The following is a 19,713-nucleotide window of genomic DNA, read 5'->3' as shown; positions in this document are numbered from 1 at the left end:
CGGACTTTTAAAAGTGGGGGACCAGGTTCGCTTTCTGAATATTACTCAGCGCGAACACTACATCGTTACCCTCAACATGCACCGTGATCATCTCGCCATCAACTGACTTGATGATTCCCTGCCATTTACGGCGGTTCTGAACGGCCATACGCAGCACCAGAGTCACTTCCTCACCCATAAAGCGGGTGTAGTGTTCTGCGGTAAACAGAGGACGATCGAGTCCCGGTGAAGAGACTTCAAGGTTGTAAGGCACGGTAATGGGATCTTCTACATCCATTACGGCGCTTACCTGGTGGCTGACATCGGCGCAATCATCGACATTGATGCCATCTTCACTATCAATATAGATGCGCAGAATAGATGTGCGACTACGAACGAATTCAATACCAACCAGTTCGTAACCCAGCGCTTCTACCGGAGCCGATACCAACTCTGTCAATTTTTGCTCTAATGTGGACAAGCCCACCCCCAAGACATAAAAAAAGGGCCTATAGCCCAGTATTACGATTCGCTAATAACAAAAAACCCCGAATATTCGGGGCTTTTAGTCACTGGACCCTGTCTGCCGCAATGCGGCCCGGACTCCATCCAAAGAATTTTCTTTCAAAAATCAGCCGTGAATGCGTCCGTCGATGCACACAGTATATTTGAAAAATAACTCAAAGGGAAAGTGGTTGCGGGGGCCGGATTTGAACCGACGACCTTCGGGTTATGAGCCCGACGAGCTACCAGGCTGCTCCACCCCGCGTCCGAAAACGTGGCGAATATTACGCCAGACCTGCATAAAATGCAAGTGATACTACGATTTGGTACCGAGGACGGGACTTGAACCCGTAAGCCCAATCGGGCACTACCACCTCAAGGTAGCGTGTCTACCAATTCCACCACCACGGCACTACACTGACCACAACGATGCGTTGTGTTGACGACCTTACTTAGGAATATCGCTGCCCGGTGTAACCGGTTGAGCTGGCTTTTCAGTCTGTTGAGAAGACTGCGCCGGCGCAGAAAGATTTTCCCACTCGCTTCCTTTCGAGGCTTTATTGCTGTTCAGATTACCCAGAACCAGGCTGATGATGAAGAACAGAGCCGCTAAGATGCCAGTTGTGCGCGTCAGGAAGTTACCTGAACCCGAAGAACCAAACACCGTACCGGATGCGCCTGCACCGAATGAGGCTCCCATATCAGCGCCTTTGCCTTGCTGCAGCATGATCATACCTACGAGGGCGATCGCTACAATAAGGAAAACAACTAAAAGAGCTTCGTACATATTCAACCTGTTCCTTGCACGATAATCGTACAGTTAAAGCTTCAGCCAGTATTGATGGGGAGTCTCGTCATCACCCATCAGAAGCGGGTGTGAATACTAACCAAAGGCGCATAGCTCTGCAAGTGCAATTTTCACCACCTAAACTGATTGCAGAAAAAAGCGCCATCCCGGTGATTTTACAGGCAGTTCCGCCTGCTGCGAACTGCCTGCAGACGTTTTAAACCGCCTTGACCTGGTCGGCGATCAGATTAGCCAGCTCTGTTACCTTCGCCTCATCCTCGCCCTCAACCATCACCCGAATCAACGGCTCAGTGCCTGACTTACGCAGTAAGACGCGTCCGCGCCCCGCCAGGGCTTTTTCCGCCTCTGCCGTTGCGGCTTTGACCGCCTCGCTTTGCAGCGGATCGTGCTCACCGGCAAAGCGGACGTTAACCAGCACCTGTGGCAGCATCTTCATGCCGCTGCAGAGGTCGTGCAGGCTCATGTGATTACGCACCATCGCAGTAAGCACTTGCAAACTTGCAACGATACCGTCGCCGGTGGTGGTTTTATCCAGCAGGATAACGTGACCGGAGTTCTCCGCGCCGAGACGCCAGCCCTTCTCCTGCATCTTCTCCAGCACATAGCGGTCGCCCACTTTGGCGCGGGTAAACGGGATGCCGAGCTGCTTCAGCGCCAGCTCCAGGCCCATATTACTCATCAGGGTGCCCACCACGCCACCGCGCAACTGACCCTGACGCAGGGCTTCACGCGCGATGATATAGAGGATCTGGTCACCGTCGACTTTGTCACCCAGATGGTCAATCATCATGATGCGATCGCCGTCGCCATCATAGGCCAGGCCGATATCCGCCTTCTCTGCCAGAACACGCTGCTGCAGCAGTTTGAGGTCGGTTGCCCCACACTCTTTGTTGATGTTCATGCCATCCGGCTGAACACCGATGGCAATCACGGTCGCTCCCAGCTCACGCAGCACGTTCGGCGCAATGTGGTAGGTGGCGCCGTTGGCACAGTCGACCACAATTTTCAGGCCATTCAGGTTGAGTTCGCTGGGGAAAGTGCCCTTACAGAATTCGATGTAACGTCCCGCGGCATCGACGATGCGGCTGGCACGGCCTAACTGCGCAGACTCCACGCAGGTAATCGGCTTCTCCATCTCCAGCTCAATCGCTTCCTCGACATCATCCGGCAGCTTTGTCCCTTCGGAAGAGAAGAACTTAATGCCGTTGTCATCAAACGGGTTGTGCGAGGCAGAGATTACAATGCCCGCCTCAGCGCGGAAGGTGCGGGTCAGGTAGGCAATGGCCGGGGTCGGCATTGGGCCGGTAAAGGCCGCCGTCAGGCCCGCCGCGGCGAGCCCCGCTTCCAGCGCTGACTCCAGCATGTAGCCTGAGATACGCGTATCTTTTCCGATGATGATCTTCTTTGAACCGTGGCGCGCCAGCACTTTCCCGGCGGCCCAGCCCAGCTTCAGGACGAAATCGGGGGTAATAGGGGCTTCACCGACTTTGCCGCGAATGCCATCTGTACCGAAATATTTGCGATTACTCATGTTTATCCTTTTGCTCTTCGGGTCGCTTCGACCACGCGCATTGCTTCAGCCGTCTCTTTCACATCATGCACGCGAATAATCTGCGCGCCCTGCATGGCTGCAATCACCGCGCAACTCAGGCTGCCGGTTAAACGCTGTGACGGGCCGACATTTAACAGCTGGCCAATCATTGATTTACGGGACATTCCCACCAGCAGCGGCAGGCCGAAGTGGTGAAAATCGCCCAGATGGGCCAGCAGTTCATAATTGTGGCTGAGATTCTTACCGAAACCGAAGCCCGGGTCGAGTATCAGCCGTTCTTTTTTGATACCCGCCGCTTCACAGCGCGCAATCTGCTGAGCGAAGTAAGTGTCCACTTCGCTTAAAATATTGTCGTAAGCGGGAGCCTGCTGCATGGTGCGGGGTTCGCCCTGCATATGCATCAGACAGACGGGCAGATCAGTCGCCGCAGCCGCCTCCAGCGCGCCGGGTTCAGAGAGCGAACGCACGTCATTGATGATGTGAGCACCCACTCGCGCGGCTTCGCGGATAACCTCTGCTTTAGAGGTGTCCACGGAAATCCAGACTTCGAACCGCTGGGCAATGGCATCAATGACGGGAATGACACGCTCCAGCTCCTCTTCCACACTCACCTCATCCGCGCCCGGACGGGTGGATTCCCCGCCGACATCAATGATGGTGGCTCCTGCGTTGACCATCTCATTGGTATGGGTCAGTGCATCGACCAGCGCGTTATGTTTACCCCCGTCAGAAAAAGAGTCCGGCGTGACATTCAGAATGCCCATCACATGAGGAAAAGATAAATCGAGATGGGAATCACGGGCGAACAACTTCATGGCGGAAACTCCTTACGGGTCACTATCCGGATGTAAAAAACCCCGGACCAGCCGGGGTTTTGTCTGACGAGATAACGTCTTATTTATTGTACTGCTCTGACATGGTGTTGCCTGGGTTTGGCGTACGCGGTTCATCGACCGGACGCGGCGCCTTCGGCGTACCGTTGCTGTCTGAGTTGCTGCCGGGATCTTCCCAGCCCGCTGGCGGACGCACTTCGCGGCGCGCCATCAGGTCGTCGATCTGCGGTGCGTCGATGGTTTCATACTTCATCAGCGCGTCTTTCATTGCGTGAAGGATGTCCATGTTCTCACCCAGGATGCGACGGGCACGCTGGTAGTTGCTGTCGATCAGGTGCTTCACTTCCTGGTCGATGATACGGGCCGTTTCATCAGACATGTGTTTTGCTTTGGCAACAGAACGGCCAAGGAACACTTCACCCTCTTCTTCTGCATAGAGCAGCGGACCCAGTTTGTCCGAGAAGCCCCACTGCGTGACCATGTTGCGTGCCAGGTTGGTCGCGACTTTAATGTCGTTCGACGCACCGGTAGAAACATGTTCTGCGCCGTAGATGATCTCTTCTGCCAGACGACCGCCGTAGAGGGTCGAGATCTGGCTTTCCAGTTTCTGACGGCTGGCGCTGATCGCGTCGCCTTCAGGCAGGAAGAAGGTCACACCCAGCGCACGGCCGCGTGGGATAATCGTCACTTTGTGCACCGGATCGTGCTCTGGCACCAGGCGACCGATGATCGCGTGGCCCGCTTCGTGATACGCCGTCGACTCTTTCTGCGATTCGGTCATGACCATAGAGCGACGCTCCGCACCCATCATGATCTTGTCTTTGGCTTTTTCGAACTCAACCATCGACACCACACGCTTGTTGGAACGGGCTGCAAACAGCGCGGCTTCGTTGACCAGGTTGGCAAGGTCAGCACCGGAGAAGCCAGGCGTACCACGTGCAATGATGGCGGCATCGATGTCGGTTGCCAGCGGCACACGACGCATATGCACTTTCAGAATCTGCTCACGACCACGGACATCAGGCAGACCCACCACAACCTGGCGGTCAAAACGACCTGGACGCAGCAGCGCCGGGTCCAGTACGTCAGGACGGTTCGTCGCGGCGATAACGATAATACCTTCGTTACCTTCGAAACCATCCATCTCCACCAGCATCTGGTTCAGCGTCTGTTCACGTTCATCATGACCCCCGCCTAAACCGGCACCACGCTGACGACCGACGGCGTCGATCTCATCGATAAAGATGATGCAGGGCGCGGCTTTTTTGGCCTGTTCGAACATGTCACGCACGCGGGATGCACCGACACCGACAAACATTTCCACAAAGTCAGAACCGGAGATAGTAAAGAATGGCACCTTCGCTTCACCGGCAATCGCTTTTGCCAGCAGGGTTTTACCGGTTCCCGGTGGCCCCACCATCAGCACGCCTTTAGGAATTTTACCGCCCAGCTTCTGGAAACGGCTCGGCTCACGCAGGTACTCAACCAGCTCACCCACTTCTTCTTTCGCTTCATCACAACCGGCTACGTCAGCAAAAGTGGTTTTAATCTGGTCTTCCGTCAGCATGCGGGCTTTGCTTTTGCCGAAGGACATCGCGCCCTTCCCGCCGCCGCCCTGCATCTGACGCATAAAGAAGATCCACACACCGATCAGCAGCAGCATCGGGAACCACGAAATGAAGATGGAAGCCAGCAGGCTCGGCTCTTCCGGCGGTTCGCCAACCACTTTGACGTTTTTGGTCAAGAGGTTATCGAGCAACTTAGGATCGTTGACAGGAATGTAGGTGGTGTATTTATTGCTGTCTTTTTTAATAACGTTAATTTCACGCCCGTTAATACGTGCCTCGCGGACCTGATCCTGGTTCACTTCCGACAGGAAGGTTGAATAATCAACCCGACGGCCATTCGACTCGCTGGGCCCAAAGCTCTGGAATACTGACATCAGCACGACCGCGATGACTAACCAGAGAATCAGGTTTTTCGCCATGTCACTCAAGGGATTAACCTCATATTACAACGGTGTTAACAGATAGCGTAGGGTACTATAGATCCTGCATACATGGAATCGCAGCTCAGCTGCGGACAACTCCAGCAATTTGGTTATAGTTTGCGCCCAGTCGCCACAATGTACACTTCACGTGAACGTGACCGTGAAGCGTCCGGCTTACGAATTTTCACTTTCGTAAACAGGGAGCGAATTTCCCGCAGGTATTCATCGAAGCCATCTCCCTGAAACACTTTCACTACAAAACTTCCGCCGGGTGCCAGGATATCCCGACACATCTCCAGCGCCAGCTCGACCAAATACATCGACCGGGGAATATCTACGGCAGGTGTACCACTCATATTCGGCGCCATATCGGACATGACAACCTGAACTTTCTCTTCGCCAACGCGCTCAAGCAGCGCATTGATCACCGATTCTTCACGAAAATCGCCCTGAAGGAAATCGACACCGACTATCGGATCCATTGGCAGGATATCACAGGCAATGATGCGCCCTTTGTTCCCGATTTGCTGTACAACATACTGCGACCAGCCACCGGGTGCAGCACCCAGATCTACCACGGTCATACCGGGTTTGAAAAGCTTGTCACCCTGTTGTATTTCATCAAGTTTAAACCAGGCACGCGAACGCAACCCTTTTTTCTGCGCCTGAAGTACATATTTATCGCTAAAGTGTTCCTGAAGCCAGCGGCTCGAGCTGGCCGAACGCTTTTTACCCGTCATAATATTTCCAGTTAAATCGTCATCGTAGCGATAAACCTGCACGCAGTGGGTTGCGCCGATTTGGTGATATACCCGAGATGGCGGTAGAATGAACCGTTTTCAATCCCTGAGTAAGTAAAAAACTACGATGAATCTAAGTACCAAACAAAAACAGCACCTCAAGGGCCTCGCCCATCCGCTCAAGCCGGTCGTTATGCTGGGTGGCAATGGCCTGACTGAAGGCGTGCTGGCCGAAATCGAGCAGGCTCTGTCGCATCACGAACTGATCAAGGTGAAAATCGCCTCGGAAGATCGTGAAACGAAACAGCTGATCGTTGACGCTATCGTGCGTGAGACCGGTGCCAGCAACGTACAGGTGATCGGCAAAACGCTGGTGCTGTATCGCCCCTCTAAGGAGAGCAAAATTTCTCTGCCACGCTAAGTGGGCAAAGAAAGTGCCATGCTCCCACCTCAGATAAAAGGCCGCATTGCGGCCTTTTTCCTTTCTTTACATTGTGCTTTAGCGCTTTTCAAAGCGTAGCAACACTTTAAAGGTATTCCACCTTCAGGATCTCATACTCAACGTCGCCGCCTGGGGTTTTAATGATGGCGACATCATCCGCCTCTTTACCCACCAGGCCACGCGCCATTGGCGAATTGACAGAAATCAGATTTTGCTTAAAGTCCGCTTCGTCATCGCCGACGATGCGATAAGTCGCCTCTTCGTCGGTTTCGATATTCAGTACGGTTACCGTTGCGCCAAAGATTACGCGTCCGGTTTTAGGCATCTGCGTTACGTCGATAACCTGCGCATTAGAGAGTTTGGCTTCAATCTCCTGAATGCGGCCTTCGCAGAACCCCTGCTCTTCACGCGCAGCGTGATATTCCGCGTTCTCTTTTAAATCGCCATGTTCGCGTGCTTCAGCGATAGAGGCGATAATGCGCGGGCGCTTCACGGTTTTCAGCTCGTTCAGCTCTTCGCGCAATCTTTCAGCGCCTCTCAACGTCATCGGAATCTGATTCATTTAAGCTCCTCGCCATCTTTCCTGTTTAACGGTGTCATCCTGACTGGTGACTGCAGAAAAAAGCGTTCTGCGGCGCATTAGCCCGTTTTTTGCAAATAAAAGAATCCTGACCCGGAGATGCTTCCAGGCCAGAAAAGAGTTTTGCAATTTGATACGTATTTTACCCCAGAGTTCCCTGCGGGTCATCGTTTACTTTGCACCACCCAGCGACGTAGTATTGACGCCCTCACCTGCCAGTTACCGCGAGATTATGCGATTTTCACGACTTGTTACCGGATTAAGCTGCGCATTTATGCTGCAGGCACACGCAGCGCCAGTTGATGAATACATGCAGTACCTGCCAGACGGCGCCAATCTGGCGCTGATGGTGCAGAAAGTGGGCGCATCAACCCCGATCATCGATTACCACGGCAAACAGATGGCCCTGCCCGCCAGTACCATGAAAGTGGTGACGGCGCTCGCGGCGTTGCTGGAACTGGGCGGCGATTACCGTTTTCAGACCACCTTTGAGACCCGAGGCTCTATCGTGGATGGCACGCTGAACGGCGATTTAGTCGCCCGTTTCGCCGGTGATCCCACCTTAAGCCGCCAGGATCTGCGCAATATGGTGGCGGCGATAAAGAAGCAGGGCATTAACCATATCAAAGGCAACCTGGTGATTGATACCTCCGTGTTTGCCAGTCACGACATGGCTCCGGGCTGGCCGTGGAACGATATGACCCAGTGCTTCAGCGCCCCGCCAGGGGCCGCCATTGTGGATAAGAACTGCTTCTCGGTGTCGCTCTACAGCGCCAGTTCGCCGGGCGAAAACGCGTTTGTCCGCATCGCCTCCTACTATCCGGCACACATGTACAGTCAGGTTCGCACTCTGGGCCGCAACAGCGGCGAAGGGCAATATTGCGAACTGGATGTGGTACCGGGTGAACTGAACCGTTATACCCTGACCGGCTGTATGCGTCAGCGTGCAGAGCCGTTGCCGCTGGCCTTTGCCGTGCAGGATGGCGCGGCCTGGGCGGGCGAGATCCTCAAGGCGGAACTGCGCGCGTCAGAGATCGACTACAGTGGTCATCTGGTTCGTCAGACACAGGTCACCGAGCCGGGCACCGTGCTCGCCTCCACCCAGTCTGCGCCGCTGCATACCCTGCTGCACACCATGCTGAAGAAGTCAGACAACATGATTGCTGATACGGTGTTCCGCACCATCGGCCACCACTACTTCAATGTGCCTGGCACGTTCCGCGCCGGTCAGGACGCCGTACGCCGCATACTGAAAGCCAAAGCCAACATCGATATGGGCAACAGCATTCAGGTGGATGGTTCCGGTCTGTCACGCCATGACCTGATCTCGCCGCAGACCATGATGCAGGTTTTGCAATTCATTGCGAAGAATGACAATACGCTGGATTACATTTCAATGCTGCCGCTGGCGGGTTATGACGGCACGCTGCAGTATCGCGGCGGGCTGCATGAAGCGGGACTGGATGGCAAAGTCTCGGCGAAAACCGGTTCCCTGCAGGGGGTCTATAACCTGGCGGGCTTTATCACCACCTCCAGCGGTGCGCGGGTTGCCTTTGTGCAGTTCCTCTCCGGCTATGCGGTTCCGCCGGAAGATCAGCGTACCCGCCGTATTCCGCTGGTGCGTTTTGAGAGCCGGCTCTACCGCGATATCAATCAGAACAACTGATCCGCGCGTAACAAAAAACGCAGCGGGTCATCGACCTGCTGCGTTTTAATCGTCTTCTCCGGACGGCGTTGCGACAGCCTCTCCCCCGTTCAGTCACGGCGGCCAGCCTTCTCCCGACCCGGTTATCACTGCATCAATCAGAAGCGGGTGTTCACACTCATGTACCAGGTGCGGCCCGACTCATTGAAGGTATTGGCCCCTGCCCCATAGAGGTAAGCGCCGGTTCGCGTATTACCCGTGGTCTGTGCATTGCCCTCACGGAAGTGACGCTTGTCGAACAGGTTATCGACGCCTGCGGTGACGCTGACAGAGGCGTTAATGTCATAGGTGCCACTCATGCCGAGCACCGAATAGGGGCTGACCTGATCGGTTGCACTGCCGGTGACGGCGTTACCTTTATAGTCATACTTCTTCGGGACCTGCTTGCCATACCAGGTCAGGGTGGTCTGCAGGGAGAGATCCGCCATCGCCTGCCAGCTGAGCGTAGAGTTGAGCGTATATTCCGGAATCACTGACAGGCGGTCCCCGGTCTCTTTGTTCTTACTCTGCAGCATGTAAGTGAAGTTGTTGTTCCACGTCACGCTGTCGGAGAAGGGAACGTTGATCGTGCCTTCCACGCCTTCGACCAGGGCTTTCGGCACGTTTTCCCATTTGTAGATGTCCGTTTTGCCGTTAGAGGCGGTGCCGGTCGGCACCCTGCCCGCGTCGATCTTGTTGCGGTAGTCGTTACGGAACCAGGTCAGTCCGGCCTGATAGCCGTCACGCTTCCACTCCAGCCCAATCTCCTTGTTGATGCTGTTTTCTGCTTTCAGATCATCATTCCCCATCAGGTAGCAGGCACCGGCATTGGCGGCGCAGCCCTGGCCGTTGCTGTAGAGCAGATAGTTGGGATTGGTCTGATAGAGGCTCGGCGCTTTATAAGCACGGGCGATACCCATTTTCAGAGTCAGCTCATCGCCCAGCCCCTGAGACAGGTTGAGCGACGGACTCCAGTTATCGCCCACGATCGAGTGATGATCAAAACGCACTCCCGGCGTCAGCATGGTGCTGTCGGTCAGCTCAATGTTGTCTTCGGCAAACAGCGAGAAAATCTCCGCCTGAGAATAGGGAGAGCGGCCGGTGGTGGCGATCCCCGGAATGGAACCGTAGCTGGCAGCCTGCGTGGTTGACGACGGATCTTTCATCCGCTGCTGATTCCACTCGGTGCCAAAGGTCGCCGTCTGATTCACCAGCCACTCAAACGGCACGCTGATTTCACTGTGCAGCAGCAGATCATCCAGCTGGATGGTGTTGAAATGGCTGTCGGAGAAGATGCCCTCCGTCCCGCCCGCCAGCCCTTCGTTCAGCCGGGAGTTGCGGGTATTCTCATACTGCGCATACGTATTGGTACTGACGCCATTGTCCCAGGCGCCGGTCCACCTGACTGAGACGTTCTGCCGATAGAGCCGGTTAGTCTCATCACCATATTTACTTTTCACCAGATCACTGGTGTTGGTGTTCTGCGTATCCCCGGCGTAGAGGTTGCCCTGACGGCTGAAACCGGCCCCCACTTCCAGCGCCTGCATCGGTGCAAAGGCCCAGCGCAGCAGACCATGAATGTCTTTGTTGACCGCGCCTTCCCGGCCCGCCGGATACGATCCGGCATAGCTTCCGGTACGGGCGGCGGCGTGCCCTTCATTGATGTCATACGCATCTGCCTGCGTTTTTGCCAGCCCGCCATAGAGGCGAAAGCTGACATCATCCCCCAGCGGCCCCTCAAGGCTGAAGTTAGTGCGTCGGGAGGCCCCCTCATCCTTATGCTCCGGCACGTTGTAGTAGGCGCTCCACGAGCCGTGCCACTGATGATCCATCTCTTTTCGGGTAATGATGTTCACCACGCCGCCCGCCGCCCCGTTACCGTAACGGGCCGCTGCCGGGCCGCGGATCACCTCGATGTGATCGATGATCTCTGGCGGCACCCAGTTGCTGTCGCCGCGCGTGTCACGCTCGCCACGCCAGCCCAGCCGGACGGCATTACGGCTGGTCACCGGCAGACCATCAATCAGGATCAGGGTATTTTCCGGGCCCATGCCGCGGATATCGATCTGACGATTATTGCCGCGCTGACCGCTGGTGGAGTTACCGGTCAGATTGACGCCCGGCATGGTGCGGATGATTTCGGCGACATCGCGCGCCGGCGGGTGCTTTTTGATTTCGTCGGCGGTAATGGTCGAGACACCCGGCGCCTGCAGCGTCTGCTCGGCGGCGGTCACCATCATGGTGCTGTCGTTAAGGCTGTCTGACGCGGTGTTGTTAAGCGCCGGATCGCTGCTGCTGGCCGCCACGGCACCGGCAGAGATGAGAGAGGCGGTGAAACCCAGTTCAATCATAATGGCCAGTGAAAGCCGCGATAACTTTTTCATTTTTCTGTTCCTGGACGACCAGCAGGGATGCCACTGCCAGCGCGCCGGTAAAAAGGTAATGTCCCTGATCCCCTTCCTGCCCGGCTGATTTCAGCACCGCGAGACACCCCGCTGAAAGCCGGTGCGGCAGAGAAAATGCACACACGCCCTGACGAGCGGAAACACCCTATTGCAAATGCAAATAATTATCAATACTATTATTCATATCATTTATGGCACAGATTTCGTCTGTTCGAACGATGGCGCGTATGACCTGGTTAAACGAAGAGACCGGCAGTGAACGCTGGTGGCAACAGCAGCAGCAGCGGGGGACTCCGCTGATTGAACCGGGTGACGCGGGCACCTGTCAGGTCACCTTTTTCTGGCGCGATCCGCAGGGCGACACACAGAGATCGGACACCCGCCGCGTCTGGATCAACATTACCGGCGTGACCGATCATCATCATGCCGCCGCCCCTGTTTCACTCTCTCCGTTGCCCCACACCGATGTCTGGTGGTGGCAAACCACCCTGCCCGCTGACTGGCGTGGCAGCTACTTTCTCATCCCGGATACGCAGGCTGAGCCGTTTACCGGCCAGAGCGATGCGCAGGCGTTACGGCAGTGGTGGAAGCAGAAATTTCCGCAGGCGCAAAACGACCCGCTCAATCCGCTGCGAGGCTGGGCGGGCGGACGCGGCATGTCACACTCGCCGCTGCACCTGCCTCATGCGCCTGACCAGCAGGTCTGGCGGGCGGTCGATGAAGGCCGCGCCGCCGCGATACCGCTGCAACACTTTCTGTGGCGCAGCAAACGGCTGGGCAACCAGCGTCAGATCTGGATCTGTGTAACCGGCGAGGCCGATGCTGGCGCGCGTCCGCTGGCACTGCTGCTGGATGGACAGTTCTGGGCGCACAGCATGCCGGTTGCCGGTCCGCTTCAGCAGCTCACCGCGGCAGGCGAACTGCCCCCGGCGGTCTATGTCATGATCGACATCATCGATCGCGAACATCGCACGCGCGAGCTGACCTGCAACCCTGACTTCTGGCTGGCCGTTCAGCATGAGCTGCTGCCGCAGGTTGCGCACCAGGCGCCCTGTCGTATCGACAGCGACCGCACGCTGGTGATCGGCCAGAGTTTTGGCGGCCTCGCTGCCGCTTACGCCACGCTGACCTGGCCCGACACCTTTGCCGGTGCCGTCAGCCTTTCCGGCTCTTTCTGGTGGCCCGGGCGCGACGATCCCAGCGGCTGGCTGCCGCAGCAGTTACAGCAGGGCCTGCTGCAGGCACCGCCACGGCGCTTTTATCTGGAAGCGGGTCGGCGCGAGCGGCTGATTCTGGCCGCAAATCAGCAGTTTCAGCGCGATCTGACCGATGCCGGACATCAGGTCAGCTATCATCCGGTGGAAGGCGGTCACGATGCACTCTGCTGGCGCGGCGGGCTGCTGACCGGCCTGAAAACCCTGTGGCCATCATCCTCATTCGCTTAACGTCCGCCGCCTGCCCGCCACTGTAGGGTGCCACGGGCAGAATCGGGGCGTCAGCGCGCTCCGCGATGGTGGTCAGGAGACTGATATGCAACAACCTCACCCTTTTGACGACCCGCAGCAGGCGTGTCTGGTACTGAAGAACGATCGTCAGCAATACAGCTTATGGCCCACCTTTTGTGCGATCCCGGCCGGGTGGCAGCCGGTATGGGGCCCCGCGCCACAGGCACACTGCCTGACGTGGCTGAATGAACACTGGCACGATATCCGCCCCGTCACCGCAGAAGCCAGCCGGAGCCATCATGTCTGAACTCGCCCTGACACCACAGAAAACGCTGCCACTGGTGGCTGCCCAGCCCGGAATCTGGATCGCTGACCAGCTCTCGCCCTACAGCAATGCCTACGCCGTGGCACATTTTGTGGAACTGCGGGGCGCACTGGACAGCGCGCTGCTCTCCCGCGCTATCGTGGCGGGCATGCAGGAGGCGGACACCCTGAACATGGCCTTTGGCGAGCGGGACGGCGAGCCGCTGCAGTGGCCTGTCGCGCAGCATTTCCGCTTACCCGAGGTGATCGATCTGCGCGGCGCCGTCGATCCGCACGCCGCCGCGCGGGCGCGGATGCAGGAGGATTTGTCGGGCGATCTGCGGGTGCTGAGCGGTGCGCCGCTCTGCCACCACAGCCTGCTGCGACTGGGTGAGGAGCAGTGGTACTGGTATCAGCGCTACCATCATCTGGTGGTGGATGGTTTCAGCTTTACCGCCCTGACCCGCCGTATCGCCGATCTCTACAGCGCCTGGCAGCGCGGCGACACGCCGCCGCCGACGCCGTTTGTGCCGTTCAGCGAGGTGGTTGAGGAGTATCAGCGCTATCAGCAATCGGCAGCCTGGCAGCGCGACCGTCAGTTCTGGCTGGAGAAAGGTATGGCGTTACCCGCCCCCGCCTCCCTCTCCCCGCTGCCGCTGGCCGGTCAGCACGCCAGCACGGATCTGCGGCGTCACAGCATCACGGTGGATCGAAGCGCCTTTCAGAAGCTGCTTGAGCACACCGGGCAGCAGAACCTCAGCGCGGCAGATACGGCCGTGGCGCTGGTGGCGCTGTGGCTGGCGCGTCTGACCGGTCAGAACGATTTTGCCGCCGGTTTCATCTTTATGCGCCGCATCGGCTCGGCGGCGCTCTGCGCCACCGGTCCGGTGATCAACGTGCTGCCTCTGGCAGTGCATTACGATCCGGCCCAGCCGCTGGCAGCTCTGGCGGCCCGGCTGGCGGGTGAAGTCAGAAAAATGCGTCGTCATCAGCGCTATGACGCAGAGCAGGTGCAGCGCGATCTGGGTCGTCACGGCGACAGCGATCCGCTTTACGGGCCGGTGATTAACCTGAAGATGTTCGACTACCAGCTCGATTTCGCCGGTACAGCGGGCATCACCCATCAGCTGGCGTCCGGCCCGGTTCGCGATCTGGAGATGGCTATCTATCTGAACGATCAGGGCGATCTGACGCTGGCGCTGCTGGCAAACGCGCAGCGCTACAGTGACGCCCTGGTGCAGCAGCATGCGCGCCGTTTTGATCGGCTGCTCTCCCAGCTCGCCAGCCAGCCCGCGCGTGCCTGTGGCGAGCTGGATATGCTGATGCCGGACGAGCACCGGCAGCTGGCGGCGATCAATCAGACCGCCGTGACGCTTCCCCCGGCCACGCTGAGCAGCCTGCTGCAGCAGCAGGCTGAACGAACGCCGCAGGCACCGGCGCTGGCCGATGCGTCGCATCAGCTCAGCTATCAGCAGATGCAGCAGCAGGTCGCCGCGCTGGGACAGCAGCTGATCGCCCGGGGTGTGGCGCGCGGAGATATTGTCGCCGTGGCGCTGCCGCGCTCCGTGTTTTTATCGCTGGCGCTGCAGGCGATCGTCAGCGTGGGGGCCACCTGGCTGCCGCTCGACACCGGGTATCCCGACGACCGATTAAAGATGATGCTGGCAGACGCCACGCCGAAAGCGCTGATCACCCGCCGTGAACTGGCTGACCGGCTGGCGGCGCTCTCGCCGGTCACACCGCTGTTTTACGACACGCTGTTAACCCCCGCTGAGGCGATGCCGTCGCAGGCGCCCTCCCCGCAGGATGGCGCGTACCTCATCTACACCTCCGGCTCAACCGGGCGGCCAAAAGGCGTGCTGGTCAGTCACGCCGCGATCGTCAACCGCCTGTTATGGATGCAGGATCGCTATCCGCTGGGTCAGGATGATGTGGTGTTACAGAAGACGCCGGGCAGCTTTGATGTCTCCGTCTGGGAGTTCTTCTGGCCCCTGATCGCCGGTGCGCAGCTGGTGATGGCGCCGCCCGATGCGCACCGCGACCCGGAGGCGCTGAGGCAGCTGTTTGCCCGCTACCGCGTGACCACCACCCACTTTGTTCCGTCGATGCTGGCCGCCTTTGTCGCTGCGCTGCAGGAGGAGGCGGCGGCAGCCTGCTGCGCAACCCTGCGTCGGGTCTTCTGCAGCGGTGAAGCACTGCCCGCCGCGCTGTCGCGTCAGTGGCAGACGCTGACCGGGGTGCCGCTGCATAACCTCTATGGCCCGACCGAAGCGGCGGTGGATGTCAGCTACTATCCGGCCTCCGGCGCAGAGCTGGCCGCCGTTGAAGGCGCCAGCGTACCGATTGGCTTCCCGGTCTGGAACACCGGCCTGCGGATCCTGGATGCCCGTCTGCAGCCGGTGCCGCCGGGCACTGCCGGCGATCTCTGGCTGACCGGCGTCCAGCTGGCGCACGGCTATCTGGATCGTCCCGACCTCACGGCCAGCCGCTTTGTGGCCGATCCCTGGGGTGACGGCACCCGGATGTATCGCACCGGCGACGTGGCACGCTGGCTGCCGGATGGCGCAGTGGAGTATCTGGGCCGCAGTGACGATCAGCTTAAAATTCGCGGACAGCGCATTGAGCTGAATGAGATCGATCTGGCGATGGCCGCCCTGCCGGGCATTGAGCAGGCGGTGACGCACGCGGCCGTGCTGGGCGGCGGCGGCGATCAGCAGGGTGATGCCCGACAGCTGGTCGGTTATGTCGTCGCCGATGAGACGATTGACGCGGACGCCCTGCGCCAGCGGCTGGCCACCCGGCTGCCCGCACACATGGTGCCGGTGGCGATTGTTCAGCTGGCGAGCCTGCCGCTCAGCAGCAACGGCAAGCTCGATCGTAAAGCCCTGCCGCTGCCACAGACCCAGGCCAGAATCGCCGGGCGCGCGCCCTGCCCTGGACTGGAAAGCACGCTGGCTCAGGCGTTTGCTTCGCTGCTGGAGCGCGAGTCGGTCAGCGCACAGGATGACTTTTTCTTGCTGGGAGGGCATTCGCTGCTGGCGATGCGGCTGGCGGCGCAGCTGCGCCGGACGCTGGATCAGCCGGTGTCGGTGGGGCAGATTATGGTGGCCCCTACGGTGGAACAGCTGGCGGCTCTGCTCAGCGGCCCCTCTGCCGGGGCGACCCGCGCCGGGTTTGAGACGGTATTGCCGCTGCGGCGCAGCACGGGCCCGACGCTGTTCTGTTTCCATCCCGCCTCCGGTTTTGCCTGGCAGTTCAGCGCATTAACGCGTTATCTGGACCCGCGCTGGTCGCTGCTGGGCATTCAGTCACCCGACCTCACCAGCCCGCTCAGCCAGGCGCAGCATCTCGATGCGGTGTGTGATGCCCATCTGGCGACGGTACGACAGCAGCAGCCTCAGGGGCCTTACTATTTCCTGGGCTACTCGCTGGGCGGCACGCTGGCACAGGGAATTGCCGCGCGGCTGGAAGCGGAAGGCGAAACCGTTGCCTTCCTCGGGCTGCTCGACACCTGGCCGCCGGAAACGCAAAACTGGGATGCACGGCGCGGCGAGAACGTGCTGGATCCGGCAGTGCTGGAGGAGGTTAACCGCGAGCGCGAGCAGTTTATCGCGACGCAGCGTCAGCAGGCGGGTGAAGGTATGGAGACGCTGTTCACCACCATTGAGCGCAATTACGCCCGTTCCGTGCGGCTGCTGGCCACGGCCCGCAGTGCCCGTTTCAGCGGACAGGCGACGCTGTTTCTGGCGCAACAGACGCAGCAGCCCGGTCAGGATGCACGTCGCGCCTGGGCACCTTACCTCGGCGGTCTGACGATCTGGCCGCTGGACTGTGCCCATGTTGAGATCGTCTCACCCCGCCTGTTTGAACAGATCGGTCCCCGCCTGCAGCAGATACTGGCGTCGCTGAATCCGTAGCCGCCTTCTCCTGCGGAGAGGGTTCCGGTCAGCCTCTTCCGCACGGCACAATCATCGGGGTGCCGGCTACCGGATCGCGGATGATGACGCAGCGCAGGCCGTAGATCGCTTCAATCAGCGCTGGCGTCACAATCTCCGCCGGTTTCCCTTCAGCGATGATTTTTCCGTCACGCATCGCAATCAGGTGGCTGGCGTAACGGCACGCCTGATTAAGATCGTGCAGCACCACCACCAGCGTGCGGCCATGCTGCTGATTGAGATCCTGCATCAGCTCCAGCAGCTCAATCTGATGCGTGATATCCAGCCAGGTGGTGGGTTCGTCGAGCAGCAGTAAGGGGGTTTCCTGCGCCAGCACCATCGCGATCCAGACCCGCTGCCGCTGACCGCCAGAGAGCGTATCCACCGGCTGGGCGGCCAGATCGGCCACCCCGGTGGCCTGCATCGCCTGCTTCACCGCCGCCTCATCTTCCTGTCGCCAGCGTCCGAACAGCGTCTGGTGTGGATAACGTCCGCGTGCCACCAGTTCACTGACGCTGATGCCCGCGGGCGCACTGGAACTTTGCGGCAGCAGCCCCAGTCGCCGCGCCACCTCTTTGGTGGCATACCGCGCGATCGTCTGACCATCCAGCAGCACCTCGCCCTGCAGCGGCGTCACCAGCCGGCTCAGGGTGCGCAGCAGCGTCGATTTTCCGCAGGCGTTAGGCCCGATGATGACGGTCAGTTCACCGTCGGGGATCGCGACCGAGAGATGCTCCGCCACGATCTTTTTGTCGTAACCCAGCGTCAGCGCCTTACCCTGCAAACGTGTTTTCTCTCTCACTGGCGTCGCGCCTCCCGAATCAGCAGAGCAATCAGATAGAGTCCGCCCAGGCTGACGGTAATGACACCGACCGGCAGCTGATAAGGCAGGAAAAGATGCTGTGCGGCGTAGTCTGCGGCGATTAACAGCAGCGCACCGCATAGCGCAGCCAGCGGCAGTGCGCCTTTGACGCCTCCGCAGAGACGCCGTGCAATCTGCGGCGCCAGCAGCGCAATAAAAGAGAGAGGCCCGGCCAGCGCGGTTGAGGCCGCAGTCAGGATCACGCCTGTCAGCATCAGCATGACGCGGCTGCGTTCCACCGGAACCCCTAAGGCGCAGGCGGTGTCATCGCCCATCTCCAGCAGACGCATGCGCCGGGCCAGCATTCCCGTTGCCAGCAGCGCCAGCAGCAGCACAACCGTCACGGGAAGCGTCTTCGCCCAGGTGATGCCGTTAAGTGAACCGGCGCTCCAGAGCCCGGCGCTCAGTGCCGCCTCCAGGGAGGCGCTGATAATCAGCCAGCTGTTGAGCGCCATCAGCAGCGCCCGCACGCTGATGCCGACGATAATCAGACGAAAGGTCTCCACGCCGTTGCGCCAGCTGAACAGCCAGACCACCGCCGCCGTAAGCAGCCCGCCCGCCAGTGCCGCCAGCGTCATGCCCGCCATGTTTTGCTGAAACAGCACCAGCGCGACCAGCACCCCGCTGTATGCCCCGGTGTTGAAACCGAGAATATCGGGGCTGCCCAGCGGGTTACGCAGCAGTGACTGAAAAATCGCACCACTGACGCCCAGCGCGGCCCCCAGCAGCAGCGCCATCGTGACGCGTGGCAGACGCCACTCCAGCACAATCAGCTGAACATTGCGCGCCGCCTCCCCGCTGAAGAGCGTCCACAACTGCTGCAGAGAGAGGGAGGGGGTGCCGTGTGTCAGCCCCATAAACGCCAGGATGCCGCAGGCAACCAGCAGTAAAAGCGCATTGATTATGATGCGTTTCATCACAGCCCTCTTCCCGGCCGGCGGCGAACCAGCACAATCAGCATCGGCGCGCCGAGAATGGCGGTTACAATCGACACGCGCAGCTCGCCCGGCACCAGCAGCCGTCCCAGAATGTCGGCGGCCAGCAGCAGGCAGGGGGTCATCACAAGGGTTCCCGGCAGCAGCCAGCGATGGTCGTTGCCCAGCAGCCAGCGTGCCAGGTGTGGCGTCATTAAGCCGACAAAGGCGATGGGGCCGACAGCGGCCGTCGCCGCGCCGCTCAGCAGCGCAATCGCCAGCAGGCCCGTCAGCTGCGTTCGCACCACGCGGGTGCCCAGTGCGGTCGCCATATCACCGCCCATGCTCAGGCTGTTCAGTGAACGTGCCAGCAACAGTGCCAGCACGCTGCCGACAGCGAAGGCCGGCAAGGTGGCGCGCAGAATGGCGAAACTGCGGATATCCAGCGAGCCGCTGTGCCAGAAACGCAGATGATCGTAGATATCAGGATTGAGCAGCGACAGCCCGGACGTTAATCCCTCCAGCACCGCACCCAGCGCTACCCCCGCCAGGGTCAGGCGCACCGGACTGACCCGACCGCCGCCCACGGCGCCGGTCAGCGCCACCAGCAGAGAGGCCAGCAGTGCACCGGCAAAGGCGAAGCCCAGCCAGTCAGCCGGGGAGTCTGCGCCGGTCAGGGCGATTCCCAGTACAACCGCAAAACCCGCACCGGCGTTAACCCCCAGAATGCCGGGATC

General features: G+C 59.4%; 16 protein-coding genes and 2 tRNA genes. 5 read left to right on the top strand and 13 right to left on the bottom strand.

Annotation, left to right across the window (positions count from 1 at the left end):
- Positions 1 to 7: 7 nt before the first annotated feature.
- From rimP to rlmE, 8 genes are all read right to left on the bottom strand, one after another.
- Positions 8 to 460 carry a ribosome maturation factor RimP gene (gene rimP / locus CKF42_RS19055; protein WP_009092411.1) on the bottom strand — a complete coding sequence of 151 codons (453 nt, stop codon included), beginning with the start codon at positions 458 to 460 and terminating at the stop codon, positions 8 to 10.
- Positions 461 to 671: 211 nt separating this feature from the next.
- Positions 672 to 748 (bottom strand) — tRNA-Met (locus CKF42_RS19050).
- Positions 749 to 807: 59 nt separating this feature from the next.
- Positions 808 to 894: transfer RNA gene (locus CKF42_RS19045), tRNA-Leu, on the bottom strand.
- Positions 895 to 931: 37 nt separating this feature from the next.
- On the bottom strand, positions 932 to 1,270 hold the full coding sequence (gene secG, locus CKF42_RS19040) for a preprotein translocase subunit SecG (protein WP_009092412.1): 339 nt from the start codon (positions 1,268 to 1,270) through the stop codon (positions 932 to 934).
- A 217-nt stretch (positions 1,271 to 1,487) separates the two neighbouring features.
- Positions 1,488 to 2,822, bottom strand: a complete 1,335-nt coding sequence (gene glmM, locus CKF42_RS19035; RefSeq protein WP_009092414.1) for a phosphoglucosamine mutase — start codon at positions 2,820 to 2,822, stop codon at positions 1,488 to 1,490.
- 2 nt (positions 2,823 to 2,824) lie between these two features.
- Complete coding sequence (folP, locus tag CKF42_RS19030) at positions 2,825 to 3,658, bottom strand: dihydropteroate synthase (RefSeq protein ID WP_009092417.1); 834 nt, start codon at positions 3,656 to 3,658, stop codon at positions 2,825 to 2,827.
- Positions 3,659 to 3,737: 79 nt separating this feature from the next.
- Positions 3,738 to 5,663 carry an ATP-dependent zinc metalloprotease FtsH gene (gene ftsH, locus CKF42_RS19025; protein ID WP_009092418.1) on the bottom strand — a complete coding sequence of 642 codons (1,926 nt, stop codon included), beginning with the start codon at positions 5,661 to 5,663 and terminating at the stop codon, positions 3,738 to 3,740.
- Positions 5,664 to 5,776: 113 nt separating this feature from the next.
- Positions 5,777 to 6,406: a 23S rRNA (uridine(2552)-2'-O)-methyltransferase RlmE gene (gene rlmE, locus CKF42_RS19020; RefSeq protein WP_009092419.1), complete on the bottom strand. Its 630-nt coding sequence runs from the start codon at positions 6,404 to 6,406 to the stop codon at positions 5,777 to 5,779.
- Between the two features lie 127 nt (positions 6,407 to 6,533).
- Between rlmE and yhbY the strand changes: the two genes are divergently transcribed.
- The gene (gene yhbY, locus CKF42_RS19015) at positions 6,534 to 6,827 is read left to right on the top strand and encodes a ribosome assembly RNA-binding protein YhbY (RefSeq protein WP_009092420.1); all 294 of its coding nucleotides are present in this window, start codon (positions 6,534 to 6,536) and stop codon (positions 6,825 to 6,827) included.
- Between the two features lie 106 nt (positions 6,828 to 6,933).
- On the opposite strand, the gene greA is transcribed toward yhbY, so the two are convergent.
- On the bottom strand, positions 6,934 to 7,410 hold the full coding sequence (greA, locus tag CKF42_RS19010) for a transcription elongation factor GreA (protein ID WP_009092422.1): 477 nt from the start codon (positions 7,408 to 7,410) through the stop codon (positions 6,934 to 6,936).
- A gap of 250 nt (positions 7,411 to 7,660) precedes the next feature.
- Between greA and dacB the strand changes: the two genes are divergently transcribed.
- The gene (dacB, locus tag CKF42_RS19005) at positions 7,661 to 9,094 is read left to right on the top strand and encodes a serine-type D-Ala-D-Ala carboxypeptidase (RefSeq protein WP_009092423.1); all 1,434 of its coding nucleotides are present in this window, start codon (positions 7,661 to 7,663) and stop codon (positions 9,092 to 9,094) included.
- Positions 9,095 to 9,231: 137 nt separating this feature from the next.
- Here dacB and CKF42_RS19000 read toward each other — a convergent pair whose 3' ends face one another.
- Entirely contained in the window at positions 9,232 to 11,496 is a 2,265-nt protein-coding gene (locus tag CKF42_RS19000) for a TonB-dependent siderophore receptor (protein ID WP_111208933.1), read from the bottom strand.
- A gap of 239 nt (positions 11,497 to 11,735) precedes the next feature.
- Between CKF42_RS19000 and fes the strand changes: the two genes are divergently transcribed.
- The 3 genes from fes to CKF42_RS18985 all read left to right on the top strand — a co-directional run bounded on the left by fes (position 11,736) and on the right by CKF42_RS18985 (position 17,182).
- Positions 11,736 to 12,962, top strand: a complete 1,227-nt coding sequence (fes, locus tag CKF42_RS18995; protein ID WP_111208932.1) for an enterochelin esterase — start codon at positions 11,736 to 11,738, stop codon at positions 12,960 to 12,962.
- 85 nt (positions 12,963 to 13,047) lie between these two features.
- A complete protein-coding gene (locus CKF42_RS18990) occupies positions 13,048 to 13,269 on the top strand; it encodes an MbtH family protein (protein ID WP_111208931.1) in 222 nt (73 codons plus the stop codon).
- Positions 13,262 to 17,182 carry an enterobactin synthase subunit F gene (locus tag CKF42_RS18985; protein ID WP_111208930.1) on the top strand — a complete coding sequence of 1,307 codons (3,921 nt, stop codon included), beginning with the start codon at positions 13,262 to 13,264 and terminating at the stop codon, positions 17,180 to 17,182. Before CKF42_RS18990 ends, CKF42_RS18985 begins: the two co-directional genes overlap by 8 nt.
- 28 nt (positions 17,183 to 17,210) lie before the next feature.
- On the opposite strand, the gene CKF42_RS18980 is transcribed toward CKF42_RS18985, so the two are convergent.
- From CKF42_RS18980 to CKF42_RS18970, 3 genes are all read right to left on the bottom strand, one after another.
- Positions 17,211 to 18,002 carry an ATP-binding cassette domain-containing protein gene (locus CKF42_RS18980; RefSeq protein WP_111208929.1) on the bottom strand — a complete coding sequence of 264 codons (792 nt, stop codon included), beginning with the start codon at positions 18,000 to 18,002 and terminating at the stop codon, positions 17,211 to 17,213.
- Positions 17,999 to 18,979, bottom strand: a complete 981-nt coding sequence (fepG, locus tag CKF42_RS18975; RefSeq protein WP_185185201.1) for an iron-enterobactin ABC transporter permease — start codon at positions 18,977 to 18,979, stop codon at positions 17,999 to 18,001. The genes CKF42_RS18980 and fepG overlap by 4 nt, the downstream gene beginning before the upstream one ends.
- On the bottom strand, positions 18,979 to 19,713 hold a 735-nt coding region (locus tag CKF42_RS18970; RefSeq protein ID WP_111208927.1), incomplete at its 5' end, for an iron chelate uptake ABC transporter family permease subunit. The genes fepG and CKF42_RS18970, both read right to left, overlap by 1 nt.

Source organism: Pantoea sp. ARC270 (assembly GCF_003236725.1).
Lineage (GTDB): Bacteria > Pseudomonadota > Gammaproteobacteria > Enterobacterales > Enterobacteriaceae > Pantoea > Pantoea anthophila.
Note: the sequence above shows the minus strand (reverse complement) of the source record. Positions and strands in the feature narration are given on the sequence as shown.

Bases quoted from the DNA above. Each gene is read 5' to 3' on its own strand.
- secG (WP_009092412.1), bottom strand. From the start codon at position 1,270: ATGTACGAAGCTCTTTTAGTTGTTTTCCTTATTGTAGCGATCGCCCTC.
- glmM (WP_009092414.1), bottom strand. From the start codon at position 2,822: ATGAGTAATCGCAAATATTTCGGTACAGATGGCATTCGCGGCAAAGTC.
- folP (WP_009092417.1), bottom strand. From the start codon at position 3,658: ATGAAGTTGTTCGCCCGTGATTCCCATCTCGATTTATCTTTTCCTCAT.
- ftsH (WP_009092418.1), bottom strand. From the start codon at position 5,663: ATGGCGAAAAACCTGATTCTCTGGTTAGTCATCGCGGTCGTGCTGATG.
- rlmE (WP_009092419.1), bottom strand. From the start codon at position 6,406: ATGACGGGTAAAAAGCGTTCGGCCAGCTCGAGCCGCTGGCTTCAGGAA.
- yhbY (WP_009092420.1), top strand. From the start codon at position 6,534: ATGAATCTAAGTACCAAACAAAAACAGCACCTCAAGGGCCTCGCCCAT.
- greA (WP_009092422.1), bottom strand. From the start codon at position 7,410: ATGAATCAGATTCCGATGACGTTGAGAGGCGCTGAAAGATTGCGCGAA.
- dacB (WP_009092423.1), top strand. From the start codon at position 7,661: ATGCGATTTTCACGACTTGTTACCGGATTAAGCTGCGCATTTATGCTG.
- CKF42_RS19000 (WP_111208933.1), bottom strand. From the start codon at position 11,496: ATGAAAAAGTTATCGCGGCTTTCACTGGCCATTATGATTGAACTGGGT.
- fes (WP_111208932.1), top strand. From the start codon at position 11,736: ATGGCGCGTATGACCTGGTTAAACGAAGAGACCGGCAGTGAACGCTGG.
- CKF42_RS18990 (WP_111208931.1), top strand. From the start codon at position 13,048: ATGCAACAACCTCACCCTTTTGACGACCCGCAGCAGGCGTGTCTGGTA.
- CKF42_RS18985 (WP_111208930.1), top strand. From the start codon at position 13,262: ATGTCTGAACTCGCCCTGACACCACAGAAAACGCTGCCACTGGTGGCT.
- fepG (WP_185185201.1), bottom strand. From the start codon at position 18,979: ATGAAACGCATCATAATCAATGCGCTTTTACTGCTGGTTGCCTGCGGC.